Below are 13,880 nucleotides of genomic sequence, written 5' to 3' on the forward strand. Positions count from 1 at the left end.
TAAAAATAAAAGTTGCCCTTTCTGAGTATATTGTAATCAAAAAGGGCAACAAAACAAATTATGAAATTCCTTTCATTCCTTCCTGTTCTGCAAAAGGCTGGTTACGGAGTCGTTTGCCTGTAGCTTTGAAAAGGGCATTAGCAACTGCGGCTCCGGTAGGAGGCAAGGCCGGTTCACCCAAACCTGTAGGATCAATAGTATTTTCAACAAAATGCACTTCCACTTCCGGAATCTCATTCATGCGGATCAGACGATAGGTATTGAAATTAGATTGTTGGGGTGCACCATCTTTGAATGTCAGATTAGCGTACATAGCATGCCCTAGTCCGTCTACAATACCCCCCATTATTTGCTGACGTGCTCCACTTTTATTGATGACTACTCCACAATCAGCGGCTGCATAGATTTTCGTTAGTACTGGTTTCCCTTTTTGCATGACTACTTCACCTACCTGTGCAACATAGGAGAAGTGTGAAAAATAAACACTAAATCCTTGAGATACCCCTTTCTTTTTACCCCAACCTGATTTTTCAACTGCGAGCTGAATAACAGATTTCAAACGGTCAATATCGTATTTAATGGCACCTGTCGGAGATTTTTTTGCTTTGTCTAGTAACTCAAGCCGGAATTGTACCGGATCTTTTTTGGCTGCAGAAGCTACTTCATCCAGAAAAGCTTGTTCTGCAAAGGCCAGAAAGTTGGTAATAGGAGCCCTCCACGGACCTGTTGTGATTGGAGATTTATGTTCTACTGTATCAATGAGCAGATTCTCAACAGCTCCTGAGGGGAAGTTATCTTCACGGGTACAGTTGCCTGAATTCATCCCTACACCTCGTAATTTGTAGCCAACCAGATTGCCTTGTTTGTCTAATGCTGCTTCAAAACGATAACGTACTGCCGGACGGTAACTGCCGCCTGTCATATCATCTTCCCGTGTCCAGATCACTTTTACAGGTGCTTTGACAAGATTTGATACCTCCACAGCTTCCAGTACATAGTCGGTTTTTAGCCGACGACCAAATCCACCTCCCATACGCGTCATTTCAACAGAGACTTTTTCAGGAGCAATATTCAGCAGTTTGGCTGTTTCGTTGCGTGCAGCCTCGGGGGTTTGGGTTGAACCTATGAGCTCTACGCTATCTGGTTTGACATGCGCAAAGAAGTTCATAGGTTCCAGTGGACTGTGCGAAATAAAAGGACACTGATATTCGCTTTTGATTACCTTGGCTGCATTCTTAAACGCCATCTCTACGTCTCCATCTTTTCTGCGAACAGTTGTATTGGGACTATTTAATAATTCTTCGAAAATACGATTGTGATCCGTAGTGCTTTCCAGATCACTTTCTTTTTCATACTCTATTTTTAGCAAATCAATAGCTTTCTTCACCTGCCAGGTTGATTTACCTACCACAGCTACATTGTTTTTAAAGGTAATTACATCGGTAATACCAGACATAGATTTGGCTGCTGTGGAATCAACAGATTTTAATTTCAATCCAAAAGCTGAAGGGCGTTTGATCATTGCAAACAGCATTCCTTCCCGATAAAAGTCTATTCCATAGAGGGGCTGACCTGTGAGAATCTTAGGATTATCGACATTTTTAGCTACCTGACCAATCAGTTGGAAATCTTTGACTTCTTTTAGCTTTACATCAGAAGGTACAGACAACTTAGCTGCTTCTGAAGCCAGTTCTCCATAACTTAGCTTACGCCCTGAGGTAGTATGAATAACCATCCCTTTTTCTGTCTTACATTCAGCTACTGGTACTTTCCAATGTTTTGCCCCAGCTTCGAGAAGCATCTGACGGGCTGTAGCTCCTGCTTTACGTAGTCTTTGCCATGAATGTCTGATAGAACCACTGCCACCCGCGACCTGCCTTTCAAATTTTTGGGTGTCGAGAGGTGCCTGCATTACGTTTACATTCTTCCAGTCCACATCCAGTTCTTCGGCAACAATCATAGGAAAGGCTGTTTTGATGCCTTGTCCTACTTCCGGATTAGGGGAGAAAATAGTCACAATGCCATTGGGGGCAATAGAGAGATAACTGTTGAAATCAATAGCCCCAGCAAGAGTACCTTCAGTTAGGATAGCTTGTGTATCTGCGCTGGCAGTGTTCCAGTTAAATCCCAGAAATAGCCCCCCACTCGTTGCTATTGCCAGTTTTAAGAAATTTCTTCGGCTAGGGTTAGGTAGAGTAGACATAGCTATTTGAGTTTAGTAGAGGCAAGTTTTACAGCTTCACGGATACGATGGTAGGTTCCACAGCGACAGAGGTTACCTGACATTGCTACTTCTATTTCTTCCTCTGTAGGTTTAGTATTATGTTTTAGAAAGGAAGCCGCTGTCATTATCTGACCAGCCTGACAATATCCACATTGGGGTACATCTACTTCATCCCATGCCAACTGTACTGGATGGTCACCAGTAGAGGAAAGTCCTTCTATGGTTGTTACCTTTGCTGTACCGATAGCGGATACAGGTAATACACATGAACGGGTTGCCTCTCCATCCAGATGAATAGTACAGGCTCCACATTGAGCTATACCACAACCATATTTAGTACCTACTAGTCCTAAATGGTCTCTCAAGACCCATAAAAGAGGAGTTTCTGGATCAACATCTGCTTCATAGTTGCGTCCGTTGACAAGTAGTTTGAAAAGTGCCATTGGTATAGTTAGGAGGTTAGTATAAACTAAATTACAAAAATTAGTGGATGGCTTATACAAATCAGGAGAGAAATTTATACAATTAAGTGAAAAGATGCTTCTGCTATAAGGTATTTGACTAAAGGAGGCATATAGGAGTTTGGTATTTAGATGTGAGCAATAATGAAACAGCAGTTACTTAGCATCTTGTTAATTTACCCTTTATCAGTTTTTTGGTACATGTGTTCCCTCCTATAGGGGAGGGAACACATGTACCAAAAAACAAAAAATGTAAAGTAAGCTAAAAAGTACTAAAAAGTAAGCTAAAAAATATATTGCAAACTTCTTGTTATACAGTTAGTTGGTAAATAAAATAAAACGAGTGAGCTAAAAACAGGTTATTGATGATCCAAAAAACACCGTTTTTTTTAGCTCATTTTTTAGTTTTTCCACATATATCAAATCTAAAAAATGAGCTAAAAACTAATGTGATTTTTGTTGAAAAAGTGCAATTTGCTAGGGGGCTGCCTTTGTTTCTATGGAATAAATCTATTTTTAATGATAAATCTCTCTAGTCAGACTGCTTTATCCTATATATAATTGAACTCACTACTTAACCTAACAAGAAATATTAGCTGATACCTAAAAGAGTGATGAACTGAGTTCCGATCAAAATTCAATTTGCTGTGAGTTATGCACATAGAAAAAATGATCGGAACTCTGATTAAAATCAAAAGTGATTAAAGTTATGTTGAGAATCAAAATTGTTGTGTATAATGAGTAATCTCTCTGCCAATCAGTGTGGCTGCATTGTCTTTGCAAAAACAGTTTTTGCTATGAATTATACACATATAGATTGTCCTCTCATTGTTTGAGTTCCAGTACCAAAGATGTTTTTGCCGGGATCTTTAGTGTAGTCAAATCAGAGATGTTTTCTCCAGAAATAATATCCCTGGCTTGTTTAAAGGATTGCAACCGCTCTGAAAATCGTTTTGTTGAAAGGTTTTTTTCCTTAGAACTACCATTGAGGATTACCATAACAGATTCATTTGCTGTATAGCGGAAGTATACATATACATTGTCTTCCGGTAAATAATGCATCAGCTTGCCTGTATGAATAACGGATTGCGTTTTGCGCCAGTCCAGTAGCTTCTTTATAAGCTCATAGGCTTCATTTTGACTGGCATTACGTCCCTGACCGGTAAATGCATTGATCGGATCTCCAGGCCAGCCTCCGGGAAAATCTTTGCGTACATCAGGATGAACAGCTCCATCTCCATCCATTAACAGCTCAGTGCCATAATAAAGCTGAGGGATACCACGTGTAGTTAACAGTAGTGTAATGCCAAGTTTAAACTTCTGAATATCTCGTCCAATACTTAAGAAAAAGCGCGTCAGATCATGATTATCGAGAAAGATTACATTGTTATTCGGATTGGGATAAATAAAGTCCTGCCCTAACAACATATAAAGCCGAACCAGGCCAGTATCCCAGCTTCCTTCTTCCTGTAGAGCCTGTATCACTGTACCATAAAACGGAAAGTCTGTCACTGAAGGAAGTTGAGTTACATATCCATCTGTGCCTTTAAAGCCTTTTTGCCAGTAAGCTGTCATTGGTACAGAGTTAATCCATGCCTCACCCACCAGGTTAAATTTGGGGTATTCGTTTTGTAAGGCTGCTGCATAGTTAGCCATAAATTCTTTATCAGGGTATGGGTAGGTATCCATACGTATTCCATCAATCCCCGCATATTCAATCCACCATAGGGAGTTTTGAATCAGATAAGTTGCAAATCTTGGATTGGTTTGATTGATATCAGGCATAGAGGGAACAAACCATCCATCTGTCATTTTACGTAAGTCAGATTGCGAGGCATAGGGATCTGATGGCGTGCCAGTTCTATAACTTGTAAGCATAGGTTCTTTTGCCTGTGAGTCATGTATCCAGTCTTTTTCCGGTAAGTCTTTCATTAGCCAGTGTTCAATTCCTATATGATTAGCCACCATATCCTGAATAACCTTCAATCCTGATTGATGGCTCTGATTTACAAAGCTGACATATTCCTCATTACTTCCGAACCGACGATCTACCTGATAAAGATCCGTAATAGCATACCCATGATAGCTTTCTCTGCGTTGGTTGTTTTCCAAAACCGGGTTTAACCAGATGGCTGTAACTCCAAGATTTTTAATATAGTCAAGATGATTGGAAATTCCTTTTAAGTCGCCTCCATGTCTGCCAAAAGGCTTGTTTCGGTGAGTTCCTTCGTACATACCAGCTATGGTATCGTTTTGGGGATTTCCATTGGAAAAGCGATCGGGCATGATAAGATAAAGCACATCTGCCGGACTAAATCCCTGGATACGATTGGTGGATGAAGACTTTGTTCGAAGTTCGTACTGATGGGTAAATGTTTTTTTGCCTATTTTAAAGGCTATAGGTACTTTACCAGCTATAGCATCCGGGGAGATCTGGAGATTTAAAAAAAGATAATTGGGACTCTCAACTTTTTCAATGCCAGATAAGTTTACACCTTTATAAGATAATGAAACTTGTGCCTGACCTATTCCAGGGCCATGTACTAAAATCTGTAATCCAGGATTTTTCATTCCTACCCACCAGAAGGCAGGTTCAACGTGCGACAGGGTTATTTTTTGTGCAAAGGCGGATGATGAAAAAATGACCCAGATAAAATAAAAACTCAAATGAGTAATGGTTTTCATATGTAAATATTTCTGGATAATAAATATAGGTTCAAAAGTACAAACAATTAGTACGAAAGCAAGAAGTTTAGTACAATTGGAAAGTGAATTGAGAATATGTTGATGTAGTCGAAATGTAAGGGTGAAAGGGTATTTCTGTGAAGAAGCTAATATGTAAGAATTTACGTGTAGAATGGTGGAAGTAAAATAATGAAAGGTCGGTATTTGGATAGGAAAAATTAATATTGTATAAAGTGTTGATTATGAAGGTAGAACAGGAGTTTAAACAGTTTGTGGAGTTCGGACATATTTTTGATAAGTCCACACGTAGAGAGTTGGTCCGCTATCTGAAAACAAAATTGTATGAACCGTCATCTTTGAAAGACAATGAGTTAGCTGTTACGGATTCTCAGGAAGGATGGATAACTGTTCTGGACAAAATTTTTACAGAAGACAAGCTTCTTCGGGTTACAGTAGGGAATGAAGCACTCGCTACCCAGATTATTCATGATACGCTTCTATGGATGCGTAGATCACAGAATGAGATCAACAAAAACAATCCGTGTCAGGAGGAGTTTGGGATGTTCCAATCCTGGAGAGATCGTCCTTTACGACTATGGGCTGAAACCTGGTATCATCTTACAAACTTTCTGAAAGAGGCTTATACAAGAGAACAACTGGATGTTAGTTTTTATGAATATCATTTTGATCCGGTTTTCAGAGATAGGGAACGATTCTATAAAGAGATTGAAGGTGAAGGCGAAGATACTCATCCTGTTAACCGTTTGGTGAATGATTTACTAAGGCAATGGGAGATACTATTGGTTCAGAAAAGTCTTCAGTATGAAATGCAGGAGATACAGGAAAAAATGCAGGCGTATAGTGAACTTTTATATGCCAAAGCCTCCGAATATGAAAAGATGGTTGACTTACTGGAACCCTTTGCTCAGGAAGTAGGGCGATTCTGGAATATGTCAAGAGGTTTATGGAAACAGACCAACTTTGATGTATTACAAAAGTATCGGGAGCTTTTGAAAAATGAAGATTCTATCAGGGAACTAGCTGATTTGTTAGGACGTATGCGAGAGGCTCAGATTGAAATCGAACATGAACAATATGAATATGCTATTGCTAAGGCTACCTACAGGCCTAGTCTGGAAGAGTCAACTGAGATTGGTGGGGTTTATGAGAGTAATAATCTGAATTATCTCCTGCCTGCAGAGACTGTTTTGTTAGGTGATACAGAGACAGAAATGGCTTTTTACAAAAAATACATAGACAACGGATTATTAACTTTTCAGTTTCAGGGAAGAGAAATTGTAAAAGGAGAGGGGAGCGCTTCCGGAAACCGTGAACTGATACGTCGCAAGCACAAAGGTCCGTTTATTATTTGTGTAGATGCGAGCGCCTCTATGGAGGGGACACCGGAATATGTGGCTAAAGTCTGTTGTTTTGCTATTTTGCAAATGGCTGCACGGGAAAAACGAAGCTGTTATCTGATATCGTTTTCTACGGGCTTGCATACCATTAACTTACTGGAGTTGGAAAATTCCATGGACCAACTGGTCAAGTTTCTATCTATGACTTTTAATGGCGGTACTGACATCCATCCACCTATGTATGAGGCATTGACTATGTTGCAGACTCACAACTACAAAGAGGCGGATGTGCTAATGATTTCTGATTTTATTATGTATGAAATGCAAGACCCTCTGTTAAAGCGTATTCGTCAGGAACAACAAAAGGGAACACACTTTCATAGTCTTACTGTACATACTGGTACTGATCCCAATATTCGTGTAGTAGAAGTATTTGATAATTATTGGATTTACAATCCGGAAAGTAAGGAGATTGGCCGGCAACTGGCTGTAGATTTACAAAAGATTAATGTGGGGATACCTCAGATATAAGTATTCTTTGGAAAAGATACTTATATCTGAGGTAATCTGTTGTTTGTCAGATTAGTAGTGAGAAACTGTGTCGAATGGTTCTTAAAAAGAAAAAGGATTACGAGCCATGCGTTTTTGTTCTTGTTTAAACGCTTTCAACAGTTCCCGTACGTATACTGGGTCCTGCAATGTTTGTACTTCTTCTTTTAATTGCTTAATATACTTCTTGAGTACATTTACTTCCCGTTTTACATTAGCATCCAGGCGTTCCGGAGGCATACATAATTGAGAGTATAAGGAAGGTGCAAACGGATTATCACCCATTTGCAGAGAGTATAATTCTGCTTCCAACTCATCAATTTGTTCCTTCAGTAACTTGTTGTAATATTTCAATTGCTCATCTGGAAGAAGCTCAAAATCTCCATGATCTTTTTGTTTGTATTCTAATTGCAAACGTAAAAGTTCAAAGAGGTCATCGTTTTCATATGCCTGAGTGATTCGTTGCATAATCAACGTTTTTCTTTCCTTTTCAAGTGCATCAGGTTCTCTGTCCGGATGAAATTCTTTAACCAGTTGCATATACACAGAGCGTACCGTCTTAGTTATGTTTTGTGCTTCCTGGCGTATTTTTTCTTCTTTGGCTATTTGTTTGGCTGTCTTCTTTTTATTAGCCTTTCGTTCTTCTTCTTTGGCTGCTTCCTGTTCTACTTTGCGCTCATAGGCTTCCTTAAAGGTATTGACATCGCTAAAGTCTGCATCTTCATCCATATCAATTCCCATATTGGCAAACATTTCTTTCATCATTCCACCCGTTTCCTCATTGGCCTGTTGATTGTATTCGTCGAATGACTGTCCTTCATATTTTTCGAACAGGGGCTTCAGATCTTCATAACCTAAATCTGCAATTAAGGGATATACTTGTGTGACAATAAACTCTGCCAGTGTTTCATTGTCACGTTTCTTTAATGCACCCGAGTCATGTACTTTATCCAGTGCCCAAAGGGATTGAATCTTGAGTTCTATTTTTTGTTTTTCAAGAGGCACCAATAGTTCGTTAACTTTTTGCTGAGCTTTTTCCAGAACAGTTTGTGTACTGGTAAGAGCTTGCTTAAGTCTGTCAACTTTTTGCGAATAGTTGTTAAACTGTTTCTGGAGTTTAGATAATTGCTTTCCTTCTTTTGTCTGAATAGCAATTATATGTTGATTTTCTCTATCCATAGTTTTGTAAGTAGTCTGTACAAAAATAAAACTTATGAAGTTACTTAATTGGTTCTACTATTTCTTTACGACATACTTTATAGTTTAAGAGCTAGTTGCTCAAATACCTGTTCCCATCTGACATTTTTTCCGGATTGTTTGCCCAGGCGGACAATAATGAGATTTTTGGAAGGATTGACATAAATATATTGCCCGTGAAATCCATTAGCTTCAAAATTACCTTTTTTTGTATTGGTAAACCACCATTGGTACTGATAATAGGGTACACTTCCCTGAGTTGTGTCTATTTGAGTAGATTCTTCAACCCATTTTGCAGGTATCAACTGTTTACCATTCCAGTTGCCTTTATGAAGATAGAGTCTTCCGAATTTAGCAAAGTCTCTTGCTTTGGCATTAATACAACAAAATGTTTTTTCAAGTCCGTTCTTCTTTTTATCAATACTCCAGGTGGCATCATATTCCATTCCAAGAGGTTGCCACAGTTTTTCATTTAGGTAGTCTGTTACATTTTTATGTGTAGCCCGTTCCAGTATTAATCCAAGCAGTTGAGTGTTAATGCTCCGATAGGCAAATTGGGTTCCCGGCTCATAATCCATTTTCAGACGGGAGATATACTTACGCAGATTTCGACCATAATAGATCTTAGCAGCCATACCGAATGGTGAGTAATAGCTTTCATTGGCTTTGATACCCGATGTCATTTGGAGTAAATGACGGATGGTTACTTTATCAAAGTCTTTTTTGCCTTTAAACTCTGGGATATAGTCTATGATTCTATCATTTACACTATGAATGTGACCTTCAGAGATAGCAATTCCGATCAATGCCGATGTGTAAGACTTTGCCATAGAGAATGAAGCCACAGTTGAGTTTTTTTCATACTCTTTAAAGTATTTTTCAAACAGAATGGAATCATTTCGGATAATCAGAAAAGCCACTGTTGGTGTGTTTTCAAGCAGGCTATCCAGAGTCTGAATCTTTACGTGCTGGAATATTTTCTGACTTAGATGTTGGGTTTCAGTGAAATGAAAAGGAGTAGGGCTGGCGGGAAGGAGACGGGAAGGAAATATCTTATAATCAGTGATATTGGAAAAGTTGTACCAGACAAATCTGCCAACCAGGCAGGAAGTACAAGTAAGGAATATAACAAGCAGCAGAGTAGTTTTAATCAGGTGGTGCATGGATGGGTAAATAGAAAGTAATAAGATTGGAGAATAGGTGCAATCAGTTGAGTTGCAAAAAATGAAATTTACTAAAAAAATATCCCTCTTCCGAAACTTAATTCAGAAGAGGGATAGGAATACATACTAAGCGTTTGCCTATTGTTTTACAATTTTCAATGTTTGTCTTTTCTCTCCCTGAGCTACCTGCATCAGATACAAACCATTTGGCAGACGGCTGGTATCTACAGGTAACAGACTATTATTTACTTCAGGTGTATATTGATGTGTATATACTTGTTGACCTTTCACATCATACATTTTTACACTTACTTTTGCCTGATCACTTCCTAAAAACAGAAGATTGAATTTGCCATCAGATGGGTTTGGATAAGCTGTAAGAATTTCAAATGCATCTGCTTTGTTTGCCAGAATCTCTGAGCTTTCACGAGCTGCACCACAAGCTGCACTGGTAGATGCTTTACTATTAAATTTGACTACACCTGCACCATCTTTCCATGAGATTGTTGTAGTGTTAGATCCAGATACTGTAGCTGTAGTGAAGTAGCTATATCCTGGAGGAGCGATAACGCTACCTTTCTGGTTTGTTTGGTATACTGACCAATCTACACGAACATTGAATCCATTTGGGTTATTGATACGCCAGCGACGTGTGGAATCAGGAGCCTCTGAACACACAGCTGTAAAGCCAAGAGAGCCGACATAATTTGGTTTTAAACCTACTGCAGCCACAGCTGCTTCAGCATTGAGTAGTCCAAATCCTGTACGGTAGTCAAATCCTGAGGAAAATCCTGCTGAATTAGGGTCATCCATATCCACTGCAGTATAGGCCATAGTACCTACAATGTGTTCAGGGGTAAGTCCCTGTGGGCTACGGCTTGCTTCGATCATCAATGCTGCTACAGCTGCTGCATGTGGGGCTGCAGCTGAAGTTCCAAAGAAATTAGGCAGCGTATCACTATCCTGAGCAATATCTTCTGTAAAAAATGTAGTATTGGTACCATCAACAGCAGTAATTTCTGGCTTATTACGCACTACGTATCCAATTCTATTTCCGTCAGTATCAAAAAAAGTAGGTGTACCACCTAAGGAAGAAAAGCTATTGATATAAGGTGGATTAACACCAAATGCAGGGGTATTATAATAGGCGGATGCTCCTACTGCTACTGCACCAGATGCATTGGCATGTCCTACCAGAGTAGAACTTAAGATACCTGGAATTTCAGGAGTAGTTAAATAAAAAGCACCATCACCAAAATTGACATATTTCAGTCTGTTGGGATCTGGACCCGCATATTTTACGATATATAGGTAAAATGTTTCTGTCGTAGTCGTATTTAAAGGGTTGTTAAAGTAACTGAATACCTCAACAGGATTTCCACTGGCAATATTATCACTTGCAGCACCTGCTATAATAGTACCTTGTGCATTTAACAGATAAATATCCATATCTGACTCCGCACCTACTCCTGAAGCTGAATAAAAAGAGTCATCCCATTGAAAAGAACAACGATAAGTACCTCCTTTAGGAATAAAGATAGGTTGATAATACCTGGCAGGATTTGTATACGCACCAAAGTTATGAGCTTCACCCAAATCACTTCCCATTGGAGATTCACCTGTGTTACGGAAATCGCTTTCATATGATGCACGTCCCTGATTACCGGCAGCAGAGAAATAGCTAACGCCCTGAGCAGCAACTATATCAATCGCCTGAGCAATGATTCCATCCTGAAAAAAAGGCTCGGCATAATAAATAACGTCATCTGTGATTACTTTGCAGCCACTGTTTGCCAGACGAATAATCCCTTGTGCAAAATCTGCCTGTCCATTGAAAGCTGTGTGGAATGCTAGTTCAGATCCTGGAGCTACATCGTGGATTAATTCTATCATAGCCCGTCCTTCGTCTGAGCCTCCGGATGTAATATCAGACAATACCTGAACAGGTTTGGTATGATTGTAAGGATTTCCTGGGCCTGGAAGGTCACCTGTCAGGACACCTTGTGCAGCTCCATTTAGATTATTATAGCTGTCAGATAGGACACCAATTTTTACTCCCAAACCGTCAACTCCATAGTTTTTCTTAGCAATTGTACTGCGCATTGCTGAATCTGCCTGGCTGGTAGCAAGGCCAACGTTTTTCCAGGGTTTATAGGCAGGCATTACAAATTTTACGGAAGAAATTTGTTGCATTTCAGAGATAGCACTTATTGGAAGCAATCCTGAAATTACTCTGCCAAACATGCCTTTTATAATCATTCCTTTGGATTCAAGAATTGACTTTAAGGCTGTTGCATCTCCCTTAACTGTAATATCAACTACTACCTTGTTATCTACAACCTGTAAAAGTTGCTCGTTGGAAGGTATGGAAGTGCGTGCACTACTTTTACGTGCTGAAGAAGAGTAGGATTGCTCAAGCTCCAACAGATCAGATGTAACTTTTGTTTTTACTGGTTTAATGTTGGTTTTTACAGGCGTTTGTAATGTAGGATTACCTACAATTTGAGCTGATAATACGGATGGGGTTAATAGCCCAACCAACGCCAAACAAAAAAATGCAAAGCGGTTTAGTAGTCTGTGTTTCATAAAAAATAAGGATTTGTGATTCTTGTATATGAAAAAAGTTTAAATAATGGGGTTTTCAAAATTATTGCTCCGATTTTCGATGAATTTTTTATATTAATTACTGTATTTGGTTGATATACTGAAGTTGCTTGTCTCTTTTTGAACGGGGGCTGTGGGTTAATTGGTTGATTATCTGTTGTATAGTAGGTAGAAGAGGTTTTTTGGCTGAGAGATGTAAGTTCTTTGGGAAAATCTCACTGATTTTTGAAGAGGTAGTTATCTATATTTCTTTTACTTGAAAGGGACAGTGTCTTTATATGTATCATAGCTATGATTTTGTAGTGCTTTTCTCTGAGGAAATATTTTTACTTCTCTGATTTCCTCCTATTTTTGCCCCGTCTTCATTATTCAACCTTAACTCAGCCGAATGTCATGAGTGTATTAGTCAATAAAAACTCCAAAATTATTGTACAAGGCTTTACTGGTTCTGAGGGTAGTTTTCATGCCCAGCAAATGATAGAATATGGTACTAACGTAGTAGGAGGAGTAACGCCAGGTAAAGGTGGTTCGACTCATCTGGAACGTCCGGTATTCAATACAGTAAGAGATGCAGTAACTTCTACAGGTGCTGATGTTTCAATTATTTTTGTGCCTCCTGCATTTGCAGCAGATGCTATTATGGAAGCTGCTGAAGCAGGAATAAAAGTAATCATCACTATTACTGAAGGAATTCCTGTTAAAGATATGATTCCTGTAAAAGAATTCGTGAAAAAGAAGGGAATAACATTGATTGGACCTAACTGTCCGGGTGTTATCACTCCAGGAGAAGCTAAGGTAGGAATTATGCCTGGATTCGTTTTCAAATCAGGAAAGGTTGGCATTGTTTCAAAATCAGGTACATTAACATATGAGGCTGCAGATCAGATCGTGAAGGCTGGTTATGGTATTTCTACTGCCATTGGTATTGGCGGTGATCCTATCATTGGTACTTCAACCAAACAAGCAGTTGAATTACTAATGAATGATCCTGATACAGATGCTATTGTTATGATTGGTGAGATTGGTGGTAGCTATGAGCCTGAAGCTGCTCGCTGGATTCGCGAAAATGGAAATCGCAAACCTGTGATTGGATTTATTGCCGGACAAACTGCCCCTAAAGGTCGTCGTATGGGTCATGCGGGTGCCATTATTGGTGGAGCAGATGATACTGCTGAAGCAAAAATGCGTATTATGAGTGAATGTGGCTTGCATGTTGTTCAATCTCCTGCTTTGATTGGAGATACAGTGGCAAAAGTATTAGGTGCATAATCTTGTATTCATAAAGTAAATTGCCGCTTAAAACCTGCTTGTGGTATGCCCGCAAGCAGGTTTTTTTATGAATATACCCAATAAATAATTCGATTGGGTATTAAATTCTACATAATTCCACAAAATAGTGAATGTAAAGGCTATTTTTAGCCTTAAAACTGGTGGCATGAGGTTTTTAAATTACTAGGCATACAGAACAAAGTAGGAGACTGGAAGGAGGAGGAGTGATTCAATCAATATAACAGCTGTTTACCATTTATTAGGTGGTGAACTAACAATTAGTAAGACAGATAAGAGTTCTTTTTAAGAACCTCAAAAATAATAAAGATTAGAGTGGGTTAGATTAAAAATAGACGGTGGTTTCGCTGAA

8 protein-coding genes are annotated in these 13,880 nt (G+C 39.1%); 2 read left to right on the plus strand and 6 right to left on the minus strand.

Features of this window, described 5'->3' with window-relative positions:
* Positions 1-58 precede the first annotated feature (58 nt).
* The 3 genes from QNI15_RS30780 to QNI15_RS30790 all read right to left on the minus strand — a co-directional run bounded on the left by QNI15_RS30780 (position 59) and on the right by QNI15_RS30790 (position 5,370).
* The gene (locus QNI15_RS30780) at positions 59-2,203 is read right to left on the minus strand and encodes a xanthine dehydrogenase family protein molybdopterin-binding subunit (protein ID WP_313992967.1); all 2,145 of its coding nucleotides are present in this window, start codon (positions 2,201-2,203) and stop codon (positions 59-61) included.
* Between the two features lie 2 nt (positions 2,204-2,205).
* Complete coding sequence (locus QNI15_RS30785) at positions 2,206-2,667, minus strand: (2Fe-2S)-binding protein (protein ID WP_313980625.1); 462 nt, start codon at positions 2,665-2,667, stop codon at positions 2,206-2,208.
* 843 nt (positions 2,668-3,510) lie between these two features.
* Complete coding sequence (locus QNI15_RS30790; protein ID WP_314035519.1) at positions 3,511-5,370, minus strand: glycoside hydrolase family 13 protein; 1,860 nt, start codon at positions 5,368-5,370, stop codon at positions 3,511-3,513.
* A 242-nt stretch (positions 5,371-5,612) separates the two neighbouring features.
* Between QNI15_RS30790 and QNI15_RS30795 the strand changes: the two genes are divergently transcribed.
* A complete protein-coding gene (locus tag QNI15_RS30795; RefSeq protein ID WP_314035521.1) occupies positions 5,613-7,259 on the plus strand; it encodes a VWA domain-containing protein in 1,647 nt (548 codons plus the stop codon).
* Between the two features lie 81 nt (positions 7,260-7,340).
* On the opposite strand, the gene QNI15_RS30800 is transcribed toward QNI15_RS30795, so the two are convergent.
* From QNI15_RS30800 to QNI15_RS30810, 3 genes are all read right to left on the minus strand, one after another.
* Positions 7,341-8,456, minus strand: a complete 1,116-nt coding sequence (locus QNI15_RS30800) for a hypothetical protein (protein ID WP_313992972.1) — start codon at positions 8,454-8,456, stop codon at positions 7,341-7,343.
* A 77-nt stretch (positions 8,457-8,533) separates the two neighbouring features.
* Complete coding sequence (locus QNI15_RS30805; protein WP_314035523.1) at positions 8,534-9,637, minus strand: serine hydrolase domain-containing protein; 1,104 nt, start codon at positions 9,635-9,637, stop codon at positions 8,534-8,536.
* Between the two features lie 138 nt (positions 9,638-9,775).
* Positions 9,776-12,223, minus strand: coding sequence for a T9SS type A sorting domain-containing protein (locus QNI15_RS30810; protein WP_314035525.1), 2,448 nt, complete (start codon positions 12,221-12,223; stop codon positions 9,776-9,778).
* A gap of 411 nt (positions 12,224-12,634) precedes the next feature.
* On the opposite strand from QNI15_RS30810, the gene sucD reads away from it, so the two are divergent.
* Positions 12,635-13,510: a succinate--CoA ligase subunit alpha gene (gene sucD / locus QNI15_RS30815; protein WP_313992978.1), complete on the plus strand. Its 876-nt coding sequence runs from the start codon at positions 12,635-12,637 to the stop codon at positions 13,508-13,510.
* Positions 13,511-13,880 lie beyond the last annotated feature (370 nt).

Origin of the sequence: Xanthocytophaga flava, from assembly GCF_030068545.1 — a bacterium.
GTDB classification, from domain to species: domain Bacteria; phylum Bacteroidota; class Bacteroidia; order Cytophagales; family 172606-1; genus Xanthocytophaga; species Xanthocytophaga flava.

Coding starts and splice junctions, on each gene's coding strand:
- QNI15_RS30780 (WP_313992967.1), bottom strand. CDS start 2,203: ATGTCTACTCTACCTAACCCTAGCCGAAGAAATTTCTTAAAACTGGCA.
- QNI15_RS30785 (WP_313980625.1), bottom strand. CDS start 2,667: ATGGCACTTTTCAAACTACTTGTCAACGGACGCAACTATGAAGCAGAT.
- QNI15_RS30790 (WP_314035519.1), bottom strand. CDS start 5,370: ATGAAAACCATTACTCATTTGAGTTTTTATTTTATCTGGGTCATTTTT.
- QNI15_RS30795 (WP_314035521.1), top strand. CDS start 5,613: ATGAAGGTAGAACAGGAGTTTAAACAGTTTGTGGAGTTCGGACATATT.
- QNI15_RS30800 (WP_313992972.1), bottom strand. CDS start 8,456: ATGGATAGAGAAAATCAACATATAATTGCTATTCAGACAAAAGAAGGA.
- QNI15_RS30805 (WP_314035523.1), bottom strand. CDS start 9,637: ATGCACCACCTGATTAAAACTACTCTGCTGCTTGTTATATTCCTTACT.
- QNI15_RS30810 (WP_314035525.1), bottom strand. CDS start 12,223: ATGAAACACAGACTACTAAACCGCTTTGCATTTTTTTGTTTGGCGTTG.
- sucD (WP_313992978.1), top strand. CDS start 12,635: ATGAGTGTATTAGTCAATAAAAACTCCAAAATTATTGTACAAGGCTTT.